The organism is Staphylococcus sp. HMSC059F04, from assembly GCF_001812565.1.
In the GTDB taxonomy this organism is placed as follows: Bacteria; Bacillota; Bacilli; order Staphylococcales; family Staphylococcaceae; genus Staphylococcus; species Staphylococcus lugdunensis.
Genome location: NZ_KV809479.1, coordinates 274,124 through 290,014, shown reverse-complemented (window position 1 = coordinate 290,014; position 15,891 = coordinate 274,124). Strand labels below are relative to the sequence as shown.

Here is a 15,891-nt window from a genome sequence, read left to right as displayed (position 1 = left end):
TATAAAATGAGTTCAGTTCGTTTTTAAGAGAGAAGTCATATCTATTTAGATATAGAAATATTTTAAATAATTACAAATAAATATTAGAGATAAGCTTGACTTTAGTTATAAATATCGTTAAAGTATTAGCATATAATTCTGACAATTCAGATAGGTATTAACTGCATTGTTGCAAAAATGGAGGGGGGATCACAATACGATGTCAGTACCTAAAATAACTTACGATGTATTTTCTGAGGACCCTTTTATAGAAAAGCTAACACTAGATGAAGAAACAAAAGGCGCATATGACATTTTAAAGTGGGCGTATGACACATATGGTGAGTCGATCGTGTATGCATGTAGTTTTGGTGCAGAAAGCATGGTGCTCATTCATATTATTAGTCAGATTAAACCTGATGCCCAAATCGTATTTTTAGACACAGATTTACATTTTCAAGAAACATACGATTTAATAGAAGATGTAAAACAACGTTTTCCTCAATTACGTATCGAAATGAAGAAACCAGACCTCACACTTGAAGAACAAGCAGAAAAATATCAACCCGCACTATGGAAAGCAAATCCCAACCAATGTTGTTATATACGAAAAATTAAACCACTAGAAGAAGTTTTATCTGGCGCAGTAGCTTGGATTTCTGGATTAAGAAGAGCTCAATCCCCAACAAGAGCACACACGAATTTCATTAATAAAGATGAACGTTTTAAATCAATAAAAATTTGTCCTTTGATTTATTGGACGGAAGAAGAAGTTTGGGACTATATCAATGATAATCATTTACCTTACAATGCTTTACATGATCAGCATTACCCAAGTATTGGATGTATTCCTTGTACTTCTCCAGTGTTTGATTCAGATGATTCCCGTGCAGGAAGATGGTCGAGCTTTTCCAAAACAGAATGTGGCTTACACGTAGCAGATAAGCCATAAAAATTTCACTACTTATTCTTATTATTCTGATATGAATTTTAAATAAAATTAACATTGGAAAGTTATACACGGTTATTTCATAATAGAAGGGTAGATAAATAAAATAGTAATTATTGATAAGAGGTGGAACGATTGAGTTTAAGTGTAACAAACAGTCCATTTACTGTAGAACAAGCCAAACAACTTAGTGAAGTTATTGCTACGTTAACACCTGAACAAAAGGTATGGCTTAGTGGCTATTTAATTGCCAATCAACAGACAATACAAACCAATTCATCGGTTCAAAGTGAACAACTCTCAACAAAAGCTGAAGCAGTTATTCAAAGCAATGAACCGGAGATAGAACCAACACAGCGCAGTATTACGGTACTTTATGGTTCAGAAACAGGGAATGCGCAAGGTGTAGCTGAAATTTTTAGCGAACGTCTAACGAATCTTGGTCATAACGTTGTAATAAGTAGTATGGACACATTCAAAACAAAAGAACTTAAGAAAGTAGAAGATTTATTTATTGTCACATCGACACATGGAGAAGGTGACCCGCCAGATAATGCGCTAGAATTTCATGAATTCTTGCATAGTAGAAAGGCACCTAAGTTAGAAGGTGTTAGATTTTCAGTCCTAGCTTTAGGAGATCAAACTTATGAATTTTTCTGCCAAACAGGTAAAGATTTTGATAAAAAACTAGCTGAATTAGGCGCAGAACGTTTATATGAACGTATTGATTGTGACATTGATTATGACGAAGATGCGGAAAAATGGATGGCTAACGTCATTAAAGCCATTGATACTGAGTCAAGTGGTACAGAAAGTGAACAAGTTATAAGTGAATCAATTAAAGCAGCTAAAGAACGAAAGTATTCTAAGAGTAATCCATATGAAGCAGAAATTTTGGACAATATTAATTTAAATGGCAAAGGTTCAAATAAAGAAACACGACATGTTGAATTGTTGCTAGATAATTTTGGAGAAGAATATGAACCTGGCGATTGCATTGTAGTATTACCACAAAATGATCCGCAAGTCGTTGATTTGCTTATCGCAACATTAGGATGGGATCCAGAAGAACAGATTCCTGTATCTGAAGATGGTGATACATTAACGTTATCCGATGCATTAACACGTCATTTTGAAATTACTAAGTTAACGAAGCCATTGCTACAACAAGCAGCAGCCATATTTGACAATGATGACTTGAGCGACAAAGTTCAAGATAATGAATGGGTTCAACAGTATATCAATGGTAGAGATTTTATTGATTTACTTAATGATTTTGGAACGGATGAGTTGCTACCTGTAAACTTGTCACAGCTTTTACGTAAGTTGCCACCAAGAGAATATTCCATCTCAAGTAGCTATAAAGCAACGCCGGATGAAGTACATATTACGGTAGGTGCAGTGAGATACCAAGCTCACGGACGAAATCGCTCAGGTGTTTGTTCAGTTCAATTTGCAGAGCGTCTTCAGCCAGGAGATACGGTACCAATTTACTTAAAACGTAATCCAAATTTTAAGTTTCCAACAGAAGCGGATACGCCTATTATTATGATTGGTCCAGGAACAGGAGTCGCACCTTTTAGAGCTTGTATGCAAGAACGTGAAGAGCTTGGATTTAAAGGTAATACATGGCTATTCTTTGGAGATCAGCATTTTACAACAGACTTCTTATATCAAACTGAATGGCAAGCATGGTTAAAAGAGGGATACTTAGAAAAAATGGATGTGGCTTTTTCTAGAGATACAGACCACAAAATATATGTCCAACACCGTATTATGGAACGCAGTGCACAGTTTAATGCGTGGTTAGAAAAAGGAGCATCTATCTATATTTGCGGTGATGAAAAACACATGGCAAAAGATGTGCATCAAGCCATCAAAGATGTGTTAGTAAAAGAACAGGGACTTAGTCAAGATGAAGCAGAAGCATATTTAAAACAACTTAAGAAAGATAAGCGTTATCAACGGGACGTATATTAAAAGAAAGGCAGGGGGATTCAATGGCAAAATCGAATGAGCAACTTGAGCAAGAATTAAATCAAAAACTCGATCAATTAGAATACATCAAAGATGATAGTAATTATCTACGTGGCACGATTGAACAAGGTTTAGCAGACCCGTTAACTGGTGCTATTTCCGATGATGACACTAAGTTGCTGAAATTTCATGGTAGCTATCAACAAGATGATAGGGATTTGCGTGACGAACGGCGAAAACAGAAGCTTGAGCCAGCGTATAGCTTTATGATCCGTGTACGTCTTCCTGGAGGGACAGCTACACCAGAACAATGGATAGCCATGGATGACATATCAAATCAATATGGTAATCACACAATGAAATTAACAACACGCCAAACATTCCAATTTCATGGCATTTTAAAGCGTAATTTAAAAGCATCTATGCGCCATATAAATGATGCATTACTAGACACGATTGCTGCATGTGGGGACGTCAATCGTAATACAATGTGTAATCCTAATCCGTATCAATCACGTTTTCATCAAGAAATGAATGATTATGCAGCAGCAATCAGTAATCATTTATTACCGCAAACCAATGCATATCATGAAATATGGTTAGATGGTGAAAAGGTGTTGGATTCAAGTGAAGAAGTTGAACCGATGTATGGTAAAACATATTTGCCACGTAAGTTTAAAATAGGCATTGCTTTACCGCCAAGCAATGATATTGATGTTTACTCACAAGATATTGGTTTAATAGCTATTGTTGACCATGATGAGTTGATAGGATTTAATGTCTTAGTTGGTGGTGGTATGGGTATGACACATGGCAATAAAAATACCTATCCACAAATCGGGCGTTTACTGGGTTATATACCTAAAGAAGAAGTGGTCGATGTTTGTGAAAAGATTTTAACGATTCAGCGTGATTATGGTAATCGTGTAGACCGAAAAAATGCACGCTTTAAATATACCGTTGATCGTTTAGGGCTTGAGAGAGTCAAAACAGAATTAAATCAACGTCTTGGATGGGAAATTCAAGAACCAAAAGCCTTTAAATTTGAGCATAACGGTGATCGTCTTGGTTGGATTCAAGGAGAACACAATTGGAATTTTACGCTGTTTATTCAAAATGGTCGTATTAAAGATTTAGAAGATTATAAATTGAAAACTGCTTTGCGAGAAATTGCTGAAGTACATCAAGGAGACTTTAGATTATCACCCAATCAAAATCTAATTATTGCTAATGTGTCTCCAGAACATAAAAAGGATATACAAGATATTATTGAACGTTATCAATTAACAGATGGTAGACACTATTCAGGTTTACGACGTAACTCTATGGCTTGTGTTGCATTTCCAACATGTGGTTTAGCTATGGCTGAGTCAGAACGCTACCTACCTTCATTGATTGGTAAAATAGAAGATTTACTAGATGAAGCAGGTGTTAGTGAAGAAGACATTACAATTCGTATGACAGGTTGCCCAAATGGTTGTGCACGTCCGGCATTGGCAGAAATAGCATTTATTGGGAAAGCACCAGGAAAATACAATATGTATTTAGGTGGTGGTTTCAAAGGAGAACGTTTGAATAAACTGTATAAAGAAAATATTGATGAACAACAAATTTTAGCAAGTTTGCGACCAATATTAATGGATTACGGTAAGTCACGTTTAGAGGGCGAACATTTCGGTGATTTCGTCATTCGTTCAGGCGTTATTGCTGAAGTGCATTCTGGTCAAGATTTTCATAGCTAATCAGCTAAAAAGAGGGTGTTAATATGGGGAAAGTCTACTTAGTTGGTGCGGGTCCAGGTGACCCGGAGCTGATTACAGTAAAAGGTTTAAAGGCAATTAAACAAGCGGATGTTATTTTATACGACCGTTTAGTCAATAGGGAACTCTTGGATTACGCAACGGCAGGTACAAAATTGTTTTATTGCGGAAAGGATCCTAATAGACAGTCGTTGCCACAGTCAGAAACGAACAAAATGCTTGTGAGCTTAGCTAAAAAAGGTCATACAGTAACACGTTTGAAAGGTGGAGATCCCTTTGTTTTTGGCCGTGGTGGTGAGGAAGCGGAAATATTAGCGCAACATCATATAGCATTTGAAATTATACCTGGTATTACAGCAGGAATTGCTGCGCCAGCTTATGCGGGGATTCCAGTGACGCATAGAGATTTTAGTTCATCTGTCGCTTTTGTGACTGCAGTGAATAAGCCAGGAATGACTAAAGCTGCTTATTGGGAACATCTCGCACATGGACCGGAAACGTTATGTATATATATGGGTGTTAAACGTTTGTCTGAAATTTGTGGTTTATTAATTAAATACGGTAAACCTATTGATACCCCTGTTGCATTAATCCACTTAGGTACAACAGCATATCAACAAACGGTCACTGGCACATTGAGTACAATAACAGAAGTAGCTAAAAATATTAAAAATCCAGCTATGATTGTAATTGGTCAAGTCGTACAGATGCATGATAAAATTCAATGGTTTACGGAACAAACTGAACAGATGAGAATGGACTATTCACAAGTGAATTCTAAATAAATTAACAGGAGGATAAAGATATGAATATGCCACTTATGGTTGATTTAGCAGGACAACGCATTGTAATTGTCGGAGGTGGGCAAGTTGCTGCCAGACGAGCTTCCAATTTTATCGACTACTGCCAAGATATTCATATCATTAGTCCTCAAGTTCATTCGTCATTAGAATATTTAATAAATGCTGGACAAATCACCTGGCATCAAAAAGAATTTGACGCCGCTGATATAGCAGGTGCATTTTTAGTCGTTGCTGCGACAAATAATAAGGCTGTTAATCAACAAGTTAAAGCGCTGGTACCTCCAGGCTGTTTATTCAATAATGCTGAAGATGCAACGTCTGGCAATGTCACTATTCCTAATATATTAAAAAGAGGTAAATTAACACTAAGCGTAGCCACGCAAGGCGCAAGTCCAAAGTTAGGGATACAAATAATTGAACAACTTAGCCACACGTATGATGAACGCTATGAGCAATACGTTGAATTTTTATATCAATGTAGACAGACGCTCAAACGAATAAATATTGAGCCATCTTATCGACAAGCATTATTGGCAAAGATCGTCTCTGACGACTATTTAGATCTTGATAAGCAACAAGCATTTTTAGGATGGCTCCAAGCACAAGCTGAATAATAGGGGGCACTTAATTTATGAAAAAATTGTTGATTTTTGCATTAGCTGGATTTTTGGCCCAACTTGTAGATGGATCATTAGGCATGGGGTTCGGTGCGTCATCGTCCTCCATTTTATTAACATATGGTATTACACCAGCGATTGTGTCAGCAACGGTTCACTTTTCTGAAATAGCAACAACAGCAGCGTCAGGAACATCGCATTGGAAGTTTGATAATGTCCATCGATCGACCATGTTAAAGTTAGCAATTCCAGGTGCAATCTTTGGATTTTTAGGCGCGGCATTTTTAACACATATTCACAGTAGTGTTATTAAGCCATATATTGCAATATTTTTATTAGCAATGGGATTTTATATTTTATATCAATTTTTATTTCGTCGTCAGCATGAAACACATGAACATGTTGGTCAATTAAGTGGCTGGAAATTAATTCCGCAAGGTGCGATTGCTGGTTTATTAGATGCGATTGGTGGCGGTGGCTGGGGACCAGTCAACACACCCATATTATTATCTAGTAAAAAGATACAACCTCGTTATGCGATTGGTACCGTATCAGCCAGTGAATTTTTCGTAACATTAGCCACATCGCTATCATTTATTTTATTTTTAGGAATAACACAAATTAATTGGTGGCTTGTTGTTGCATTAAGTATTGGTGGCATGGCTGCTGCACCTATTTCAGCATACTTAACAAAAATATTGCCCATTAATATATTAGCGATATGCGTAGGTGGTTTGATTATTTTTACCAATAGTAATGCTTTATTAAGTTATTTTGTCGACAATAGCACAATCATAAATGTCATAAGATTCGCAATTATTTGTAGTATTTTAGTACTTATCATTTTTGTTGCCATTCGCAACAGATTGTTATCTTTTTCTTACAAGAAAAACCGAGTAAACAAATATAATTAATTGGATAAAGGAGTTTTGTTTTATGTCAGTCTCAAAAGATATACTTCATTATACAATCAAACCACATGGTGGCGTACTTATTAATCGAGTCGTTGAAGGTATAGAACGAACACAGTTGAGTCAAGCAGCACAATCGTATAAAGCAATTACATTAAATCCATGGGCAATTTCAGACTTAGAATTAATTGCTATTGGCGGATTTAGCCCCTTAACTGGTTTTATGGGGCAAGAAGATTATAATCAAGTTATTGAAAAGACGCATTTAACAGATGGTTCAGTATGGAGTATTCCTATTACATTACCAGTTACAGAAGATGTTGCATCAAAGCTTGAAATTGGTGATCATATTGCTTTATATGGTGAAGATGGAGCACTATATGGCACTTTAAAGCTTACCGAAAAGTACACGTATGATAAGAAAAGAGAGGCTCAGCTTGTTTATGGTACGACCGATGTAAAACATCCTGGTGTGAAGAAAGTTTATGACAAAGGAAATGTATATCTAGCGGGACCAATTCAATTATTAAAGCGTCCACAGCATGATAAATTTGCGGATTACCATTTAGATCCGCACGAAACACGTCAGCTTTTTCATGATTTAGGTTGGAAGACGGTTGTCGGTTTCCAAACAAGAAATCCAGTGCACCGCGCACATGAATATATTCAAAAATCTGCTTTAGAAATTGTAGATGGCTTATTATTAAATCCATTGGTAGGTGAAACAAAAGCAGATGATATTCCAGCAGATGTACGTATGGAAAGTTACGAAACGATACTAAAACATTATTATCCTAAAAACCGTGCTCGATTAGTTATTTATCCAGCAGCAATGCGTTATGCAGGGCCAAAAGAAGCAGTTCTACATGCTATTGTACGCAAAAATTATGGATGTACACATTTTATTGTTGGACGTGATCATGCTGGTGTTGGCGATTATTATGGTACATATGAAGCCCAACAATTTATTTCTCAATTTGAAGATGAATTAGATATTCAAATTTTAAAATTCGAGCATGCGTTTTATTGCGAGGCATGTGGCAATATGGCTACGGCTAAAACATGTCCACATGATGCGACACAACATGTTCATTTAAGTGGTACAAAAGTCAGAGAAAAATTACGCAATGGAGAAGCATTACCAACCAAATTTTCACGACCAGAAGTTGCTGAAGTATTAATCAAAGGGTTACAACAACATTAAGGGGGGGAAGTAACATGAGTCAATCAAGTCATATTACATGGCACGATTCAGAAGTAACAAAAGCAGATAGACAAAAGCAAAATGGTCATAAAAGTGCAGTCATTTGGTTTACAGGACTATCTGGTTCTGGAAAGTCAACAGTGTCTGTCGCATTAGAGCAAGCTTTGTTTGAATTAGGAAAACATGCTTATCGTTTAGATGGAGACAATGTGCGACACGGTCTAAACAAGAATTTAGGCTTCAGTCCAGAGGATCGTAAAGAGAATATTCGACGCATTGGTGAAGTCAGTAAACTGCTTGTTGATGCAGGGACGATTGCAATCACAGCCTTTATTTCTCCATATCGTGTCGACCGTGATGACGTAAGGAATATATTAGAAGACGGGGAATTTATTGAAGTTTATACCCAATGTAGTGTTGAAGAATGTGAAAAGCGAGATCCTAAAGGTTTATATGCAAAAGCACGTTCAGGGGAAATCAAAGAATTTACCGGTATTAGCGCGCCTTATGAAGCACCGTATCATCCAGAAATTACAATTAATACTGAACAGCAAAGTGTGGAACAAGCTGTAGCACACATTCTTAATTATTTGACAGATAATAAATATCTTTAATAAGTGAAGCATAGAGAGTAAGCCAATTTACTTTCTATGCTTTGTTTATGGAACGAGAAATAACACATAAAGTATTATCATTTACTGATGGATTCATTTGTACTAACGTGTTTAAAAATGCATTATTGCTGAACATGTGATGAAATTGAAAATCTGTAAATTACAAAGATAATGAATTATAGAAATAAGATTGTTGCAAAACGTGTTGTCATATAAGTGAGACGCACATGAAAAATGTTTAGAAAAAAAGTATAGTGTGAATAATTTAAGAAACGTTAAATTAAAGTTAGAAGAGGCGATATGAATGACTGTTTTGTCTGAACAGGAAAGAATAGATATTTTAGCAGACATCGTTAATATCAATACAGAGAATAATAATGAAATCGAGATTTGCTATTATTTGAAAGAATTACTACAACGTTATGATATTGAATCAAAAATAATTGAAATTGAAGGTAAACGTTCAAATTTAGTAGCTGAAATTGGGTCAGGTAGACCTGTCATTGGTATATCTGGACATATGGATGTTGTAGACGCAGGTGATGAAGCGCAATGGATGTACCCCCCGTTTGAATTACATGAACAAGATGGGAAATTATATGGGCGTGGTACATCTGATATGAAGGGTGGCCTTGCTGCGTTAGTCATTGCTATGATAGAAATAAAAGCTTCTAATTTGTTACAACAAGGTACCATCCGTCTTTTAGCAACAGCAGCTGAAGAAAAAGAAATGTCAGGATCAATGTTATTTCGTGATAAAGGTTACGTTGATGATTTGGATGGATTGATTATTGGTGAACCAAGTGATCATTATATAAACTATGCTAACAAAGGTTCAATGGGTATTAAAATTAAAGCTAAGGGTGTTGCCGCGCATAGTTCGTTACCTAATTTAGGACATAATGCAATAGATGACATAATTAGATATATACAAAAAATCAAAGAAAAATATGAAGATATTAAAAATAATGATAATAAACATTCATTAGACGTATCACCGCTAATTAAAGATTACTTTGGTGATAAGTTTAATGATAAGGAGCTTAGAAAATTAGAAAATGTTGCTGAGGGTTTAGTTATAGTTAACTCAATTATTTATGGTGGGGAACAGTTTAATACAGTACCTGAAAGTGCATATGCAGAATTTAATATACGTACAATTCCAGAATATGATAATGAAGCAATCATACAATTGTTTGAAGAAACTTTGTATGAAGTGGATCAGGCACAATTATCAATGGAAATCACTACGAATCATGCCCCTGTTTATAGCAACAAAGATAATTTGTTAGTGAAGTCATTTACTGAATATAAAGATGATTTAACAGTTACAGCGCTTGTCGGTGCGACAGATGCATCAGAATTATTAAAAGGTATAGATAATGTAGACTTAACCATTATCGGTCCTGGTTTTATGCGACAAGCACATCGAGCGAATGAATATATAGATAAACAGCATTATTTAGATTTTATTGATTTGTATCAACATGTCATTGTTGATTATTTAAACAAAAAGAGTAATTAAAAGAAACTTAACTATGAAGAAACATTTGATAATAAATGTCTTCATAGTTTTTTTATGAATAAATTTAATTGTTTTTGATGTCATTAACGTGAAATCAATTATCAGTTTTATTACAACAAATGTAATAATCTGTTGATTATGATGTCTATCATTCCCAACATCATCGTTGTTAGAGATTGTTACAAAATAGCTATGAGTTTTACATCGAACGACTGTTTATTATGATTCTTTTACAAAATATTAACAACGCACACAGCAGCTTATTTTTCTGATAGAGTGTGATTTGTCGTTGAAACAACGAGAAAAAATTAATCATGTTTTGTAACTTGAAGGTAGCCACGAGATAAAGAAATCATTATTTAAATGAATTTAGGAGGATATTTAATTATGAAAAAGATCGCTACAGCTACAATCGCAACAGCAGGATTTGCAACAATTGCACTCGCAGGAGGTCATGACGCACACGCTGCTGAACAAAACAATAATGGTTATAATCCAAATGATCCATATTCTTATAGCTATTCATATACAATTGACCAACAAGGTAATTATCACTACACTTGGCAAGGTAATTGGAGTCCAAACCAAGCACAACAAGGTCAATACTATTCATATAATTATACAAACACAGCAGGCACTCAAAACTACAACTACAATACGCAATATAGTCAAAACTATCAGCCACAAACTCAAGCATATCACGCAAACAATGGTGGCGGATTAGGTGCTAGCTATTCAACTTCTGATAGAAATGTTAAAGTAACAACTACACAAGCACCATCAAGTCATGCTTCAAATACTAGTGGTGGTTCAGCATTTTCAGGTAAATCAGGATCAAGCTCGAACCTATACACAGCAGGTCAATGTACGTATTACGTTTTTGATAAAGTAGGCGGAAAAATTGGCTCTACATGGGGCAACGCAAGTAACTGGGCTAGCGCAGCTGCATCAGAAGGCTATAATGTTAGCAATTCACCAAAACAAGGTGCGGTAATGCAAACATCTCAAGGTGCATATGGTCATGTCGCTTATGTTGAAAAAGTCAATAGTGATGGTTCAGTTAAAGTATCAGAAATGAATTACAATGGCGGACCTGGCGTTGTCTCTACACGTACAATTTCAGCAAGTCAAGCAAGCTCTTACAATTACATCTCATAATCAACTATTTGAACGGTTCATCCTACAATATTGTGCTTCAACAATATTGTAGGATTTTTTATTGTCTGCTGCTCAAAGTTCAAGGATTATTAACAACTCTTTGACAGTTATGTTAACATGTGGGTTTTTATTTGAAATACTATATATAGTGTTATAAGTTTAATATAAGTACTATATATAGAAATGGAATGATTTTTATGAAACAACTTGAAGCTGAATTACAAGGTCTCATTACCAAAGATCCAGCAATTGTAAATGAGAATGCCAATAAAGATAGCAATACATTTTCAACGATGCGTGATTTAACAGCAGGTGTCGTTTCAAAGTCATATGCATTACAACATTTATTACCTAAAAGAGTCGCACAAGCACATAAGAATGGAGATATACATTTTCATGATTTAGATTATCACCCATTCCAACCTTTAACAAACTGCTGCTTAATTGATGCAACATCAATGTTACAGCATGGGTTTGAGATTGGGAACGCCAATGTCACTACACCGAAATCAATTCAAACGGCGTCCGCACAACTTGTACAAATTATTGCCAATGTTTCTAGTAGCCAATATGGTGGCTGCACGGTCGACCGTGTTGATGAATTACTTAGTACATATGCACGACATAATGAAGCACATCACCGCAAAGTTGCTGAAACATTTGTTAGAGCAGATGCTATAGAAGATTATGTAGATCAACAAGTAACTAAAGATGTTAATGATGCTATAGAAAGTTTAGAGTATGAAATAAACACATTGTACACATCAAACGGTCAAACGCCATTTGTAACACTTGGATTTGGTTTAGGAACAGATAAACTAAGTCGAAAAATTCAACAGGCAATTTTGAACACACGTATCAAAGGACTAGGTAAAAATAGAATTACTGCAATCTTTCCAAAATTAGTCTTTACGATAAAAAAAGGCGTTAATTTTAGCGAAGAAGACCCTAATTATGATGTTAAGCAACTCGCTTTAAAATGCTCAACGAAACGCATGTACCCAGATGTTTTAAACTACGATACACTGGTTGATATTTTAGGTGATTTTAAAGCACCTATGGGTTGTCGTTCATTTTTACCAGCTTGGCGTGATGCTCAAGGACAATTTGAGAATAGTGGTCGATGTAATTTAGGTGTCGTAACATTAAATATTCCGCGTATTGCGATTGAGTCTCAAGGCGATAAGTTAACGTTTTGGCGACTTTTCCATGAGCGTATGGATATTTTACATGAAGCCTTACTTTATCGTATTGAGCGTGTTGCACAAGCGGTTCCTGAAAATGCTCCGATTTTGTATAAAAGTGGCGCCTTTAAATATAAATTACAAGAAGGTGAAGATGTTACAGATTTATTTAAACATCGCCGTGCTACGATTTCTATGGGTTATATTGGGTTATACGAAGCAGCTACTGTATTTTATGGTCCAAACTGGGAAACAAATCCAGATGCCAAGGCCTTTACATTAGATATATTAAAAGAAATGAAGGATTATCAATTAGAATGGACGGAAGAGACGGACGTTTGGTTCAGTATTTATAGTACACCGAGCGAATCATTGACAGACCGTTTTTGCCGCTTAGATTATGAACGATTTGGCTCTATACCAGATATTACGGATAAAGGGTACTATCAAAATTCATTTCATTATGATGTGCGAAAAGATGTTACACCTTTTGAAAAAATAGATTTCGAAAAGGATTATCCATACTACGCAAGCGGTGGATTTATTCACTATTGCGAATATCCAAAATTAAATCATAATTTAAAGGCGCTTGAAGCGGTTTGGGACTATGCCTACGATAAAGTTGGTTATTTAGGAACAAATATACCAATTGATCGTTGTTATGAATGTGGCTATGAAGGAGATTTTGAAACAACTGCTCAAGGATATACATGTCCACATTGTGGTAATCATGATCCTAAAACAGTAGATGTGGTCAAACGAACATGTGGTTATTTAGGAAATCCAGTACAACGACCTGTGATTGAAGGACGTCAAAAAGAAATTTGCGCAAGAGTTAAACATATGAAGGAACCAAAATAAAATGAGTGTACTTGACGTTACAGAAGGTCGTGGTTATATTGCCAAAATTGAACAACATAGTTTTGTTGATGGTGAAGGCGTTCGCGTCAGCATGTATGTATCAGGTTGTCCCTTTCTATGCGAAGGATGTTACAATGTAGCTGCTCAACGTTTTACTTACGGCGAACCCTTTAATGATGAAACGCTTGAAGCAATTTTGCACTACTGTGAACCGGACTATATTGCTGGATTGAGTATACTCGGTGGTGAACCATTTTGTAATGTTGATATTACCTTGAAAGTTGCTCGTGCCTTTCGTCAAAAGTTTGGACACCGCAAATCATTGTGGGTATGGACAGGATTTTTGTATGAATATTTAAGTCATGATGCAGGAATAAGACATCAACTATTATCTTTGATTGATGTCTTAGTAGACGGTCCATTTATACAAGCGCTATTTCAGCCTAATTTAGCTTATAAAGGTTCATTAAATCAACGTGTCATTAATGTTCCAGCATCCTTAAAAAAAGGAACCCCAGTCATTTATGTAGAAGATTAAACATAAAGTAATAGGGAATACAAATAGTATAAGTGCATGACTTAAGGTGCATAGGAGTGATGTATATGAAGTTAATCATCATCATCGGGCAATGGCTCATAGCTATTGGTTTGATTGTTGGTTCAATATTAGAAGAACGTCACTATCGCAAACAGCGCCAGAAAAAACAATCATCACAAAATAAATAAATATTTAAGAGGGATAGCGTCGAAGTGACGCATCTCTTTTATTTTTGTCACAATTTAAGTTATTATAAGACAAATATATATACATTTTTGTATACTTTTTGCATTCTATAGTGATAAAATATTTAATGTTAAAAATATCACAAAGAAATTGTGTTAGGAGTTAAGATTATGATTCTTTTTGCCATAGAAATAGGAATTATGATTGCAGCTATTTTATTAGGATTACGAACTGCAGGCGCTTTAGGTTGTGGTATTTTCGCAATTGTGGCGCAACTCATTATGATATTTGTTTTTCAATTACCCCCTGGATCTGCTCCAGTTACAGCAGTCTTAATTATTCTTTCTATTGGTATTGCTGGGGGTACACTCCAGTCAACAGGCGGTATAGATTATTTAGTATATTTAGCTTCTAAAGTGATTGAAAAATATCCAAAATCTATTATTTTTATTTCACCGATTATTGTCTTTATCTTTGTTTTTGGTATTGGTACTGCGAATATTGCTTTATCATTAGAACCGATTATTGCGAAAACAGCAATGAAAGCAGGTATTCAACCTAGACGCCCTTTGATTGCCTCTGTATTGACAGCAAACTTAGCATTACTATGTAGTCCTGCAGCTGCAGCTACAGCTTATATCATCTCGGTGTTAGCAGGTTATGACATTAGTATGGGCAAATATTTAAGTGTTGTTTTTCCTACAGCAATTTTGACAATGTTGCTATTAAGTGTATTTTGTACTTTGGCTGGACGCAAAAAAGAACAAGCACAACGTTTTGAATTGAAAGATTTAGAAGTCAAAGTACCAACCACGTTTCCATCAAAAGTAAAAATTGGTGTGGCTAGTTTCTTATTATGTGTAGTCGGGATATTAACATTTGGAATTTTTCCGCAATTGATGCCAAGCTTTAATATAGATGGTAAGTCAGTAGAAGTAACGATGACTGAAATTGTTCAATTCTTTATGTATTTAGCTGCTGCGATCAATCTATTATTAAATAAAATTGATACGACGGATATCTTATCATCACACATTACACAATCAGCTATAGGTGCTTTATTTGCGGTTCTTGGACCTGGATGGTTAGGTGCCACGGTATTTAATGCACCTCAAAATTTAAAAATTTTAAAGGAAGATGTAGGTGCTGTGATTCAAGTAGCACCATGGTTAGTTATTCTTTTAGTCTCTATTGTAGCGATAGTTGTTATATCACAGACTGCAACAGCTTCGATTATGTTTCCTATTGTTCTTAGTATAGGTATCCCACCAATGTTTTTTGTCGCTATGGTGCAAACGATAAATGTGAACTTTGTCATCCCAGCACAACCTACTTTACTCTTTGCAGTTGATTTAGATGAAACGAAGCGCACTAAAGTGACCAGCTTTATTATTCCTGGATTCTTTATGATTACGGTGTCAGTGCTTATTGGTTTTTCAATTAAAGCAATATTAGGTTATTAATAGTAGTAAATTATTTACGAATCTAGAACATCATTCCTAGGAAAAATAGGGGGCGAGACAGAATTCATGATGAATTCCTAGTCTCGCCCTGGCAAGGTTGACTGGGATTGAAAAAAGCTTGGTATAAACGTATTTTCAATCCAGTCAACTACTGCCAATATA

14 protein-coding genes are annotated in these 15,891 nt (G+C 35.5%); all 14 read left to right on the top strand.

What is annotated here, in order from left to right; translation table 11 throughout:
• The first annotated feature begins 199 nt into the window (after positions 1-199).
• The 14 genes from HMPREF2864_RS10250 to HMPREF2864_RS10190 all read left to right on the top strand — a co-directional run bounded on the left by HMPREF2864_RS10250 (position 200) and on the right by HMPREF2864_RS10190 (position 15,729).
• On the top strand, positions 200-931 hold the full coding sequence (locus HMPREF2864_RS10250; RefSeq protein WP_002460603.1) for a phosphoadenylyl-sulfate reductase: 732 nt from the start codon (positions 200-202) through the stop codon (positions 929-931).
• Between the two features lie 132 nt (positions 932-1,063).
• Positions 1,064-2,908 carry an assimilatory sulfite reductase (NADPH) flavoprotein subunit gene (locus HMPREF2864_RS10245; protein ID WP_070545606.1) on the top strand — a complete coding sequence of 615 codons (1,845 nt, stop codon included), beginning with the start codon at positions 1,064-1,066 and terminating at the stop codon, positions 2,906-2,908.
• Between the two features lie 20 nt (positions 2,909-2,928).
• Positions 2,929-4,647 (top strand): assimilatory sulfite reductase (NADPH) hemoprotein subunit, encoded by a 1,719-nt coding sequence (gene cysI / locus HMPREF2864_RS10240; protein ID WP_012990699.1) that lies wholly within the window; start codon positions 2,929-2,931, stop codon positions 4,645-4,647.
• A 23-nt stretch (positions 4,648-4,670) separates the two neighbouring features.
• Complete coding sequence (gene cobA, locus HMPREF2864_RS10235; RefSeq protein ID WP_002460598.1) at positions 4,671-5,450, top strand: uroporphyrinogen-III C-methyltransferase; 780 nt, start codon at positions 4,671-4,673, stop codon at positions 5,448-5,450.
• Positions 5,451-5,470: 20 nt separating this feature from the next.
• Entirely contained in the window at positions 5,471-6,082 is a 612-nt protein-coding gene (locus tag HMPREF2864_RS10230; RefSeq protein ID WP_070545604.1) for an NAD(P)-binding protein, read from the top strand.
• Between the two features lie 17 nt (positions 6,083-6,099).
• Positions 6,100-6,999, top strand: coding sequence for a sulfite exporter TauE/SafE family protein (locus HMPREF2864_RS10225; RefSeq protein WP_002460596.1), 900 nt, complete (start codon positions 6,100-6,102; stop codon positions 6,997-6,999).
• 22 nt (positions 7,000-7,021) lie between these two features.
• Positions 7,022-8,200 carry a sulfate adenylyltransferase gene (sat, locus tag HMPREF2864_RS10220; protein WP_037545796.1) on the top strand — a complete coding sequence of 393 codons (1,179 nt, stop codon included), beginning with the start codon at positions 7,022-7,024 and terminating at the stop codon, positions 8,198-8,200.
• A gap of 14 nt (positions 8,201-8,214) precedes the next feature.
• Positions 8,215-8,814 (top strand): adenylyl-sulfate kinase, encoded by a 600-nt coding sequence (cysC, locus tag HMPREF2864_RS10215; RefSeq protein WP_037545793.1) that lies wholly within the window; start codon positions 8,215-8,217, stop codon positions 8,812-8,814.
• A gap of 304 nt (positions 8,815-9,118) precedes the next feature.
• Positions 9,119-10,339 (top strand): ArgE/DapE family deacylase, encoded by a 1,221-nt coding sequence (locus HMPREF2864_RS10210; protein ID WP_070545601.1) that lies wholly within the window; start codon positions 9,119-9,121, stop codon positions 10,337-10,339.
• A 387-nt stretch (positions 10,340-10,726) separates the two neighbouring features.
• Positions 10,727-11,497 carry a CHAP domain-containing protein gene (locus tag HMPREF2864_RS10205; RefSeq protein ID WP_002478537.1) on the top strand — a complete coding sequence of 257 codons (771 nt, stop codon included), beginning with the start codon at positions 10,727-10,729 and terminating at the stop codon, positions 11,495-11,497.
• A gap of 197 nt (positions 11,498-11,694) precedes the next feature.
• Positions 11,695-13,542 carry an anaerobic ribonucleoside-triphosphate reductase gene (gene nrdD / locus HMPREF2864_RS10200; RefSeq protein ID WP_002492375.1) on the top strand — a complete coding sequence of 616 codons (1,848 nt, stop codon included), beginning with the start codon at positions 11,695-11,697 and terminating at the stop codon, positions 13,540-13,542.
• Between the two features lies 1 nt (position 13,543).
• Positions 13,544-14,080, top strand: coding sequence for an anaerobic ribonucleoside-triphosphate reductase activating protein (nrdG, locus tag HMPREF2864_RS10195; protein WP_002478539.1), 537 nt, complete (start codon positions 13,544-13,546; stop codon positions 14,078-14,080).
• 65 nt (positions 14,081-14,145) lie between these two features.
• Positions 14,146-14,268, top strand: coding sequence for a hypothetical protein (locus HMPREF2864_RS12350; RefSeq protein ID WP_002460586.1), 123 nt, complete (start codon positions 14,146-14,148; stop codon positions 14,266-14,268).
• 168 nt (positions 14,269-14,436) lie between these two features.
• Complete coding sequence (locus HMPREF2864_RS10190) at positions 14,437-15,729, top strand: anaerobic C4-dicarboxylate transporter family protein (RefSeq protein WP_037543327.1); 1,293 nt, start codon at positions 14,437-14,439, stop codon at positions 15,727-15,729.
• Positions 15,730-15,891 lie beyond the last annotated feature (162 nt).

Bases quoted from the DNA above. Each gene is read 5' to 3' on its own strand.
- sat (WP_037545796.1), top strand. From the start codon at position 7,022: ATGTCAGTCTCAAAAGATATACTTCATTATACAATCAAACCACATGGT.
- HMPREF2864_RS10210 (WP_070545601.1), top strand. From the start codon at position 9,119: ATGACTGTTTTGTCTGAACAGGAAAGAATAGATATTTTAGCAGACATC.
- nrdG (WP_002478539.1), top strand. From the start codon at position 13,544: ATGAGTGTACTTGACGTTACAGAAGGTCGTGGTTATATTGCCAAAATT.
- HMPREF2864_RS10225 (WP_002460596.1), top strand. From the start codon at position 6,100: ATGAAAAAATTGTTGATTTTTGCATTAGCTGGATTTTTGGCCCAACTT.
- cysC (WP_037545793.1), top strand. From the start codon at position 8,215: ATGAGTCAATCAAGTCATATTACATGGCACGATTCAGAAGTAACAAAA.
- cobA (WP_002460598.1), top strand. From the start codon at position 4,671: ATGGGGAAAGTCTACTTAGTTGGTGCGGGTCCAGGTGACCCGGAGCTG.
- HMPREF2864_RS12350 (WP_002460586.1), top strand. From the start codon at position 14,146: ATGAAGTTAATCATCATCATCGGGCAATGGCTCATAGCTATTGGTTTG.
- HMPREF2864_RS10250 (WP_002460603.1), top strand. From the start codon at position 200: ATGTCAGTACCTAAAATAACTTACGATGTATTTTCTGAGGACCCTTTT.
- HMPREF2864_RS10205 (WP_002478537.1), top strand. From the start codon at position 10,727: ATGAAAAAGATCGCTACAGCTACAATCGCAACAGCAGGATTTGCAACA.
- HMPREF2864_RS10190 (WP_037543327.1), top strand. From the start codon at position 14,437: ATGATTCTTTTTGCCATAGAAATAGGAATTATGATTGCAGCTATTTTA.
- nrdD (WP_002492375.1), top strand. From the start codon at position 11,695: ATGAAACAACTTGAAGCTGAATTACAAGGTCTCATTACCAAAGATCCA.
- HMPREF2864_RS10230 (WP_070545604.1), top strand. From the start codon at position 5,471: ATGAATATGCCACTTATGGTTGATTTAGCAGGACAACGCATTGTAATT.
- cysI (WP_012990699.1), top strand. From the start codon at position 2,929: ATGGCAAAATCGAATGAGCAACTTGAGCAAGAATTAAATCAAAAACTC.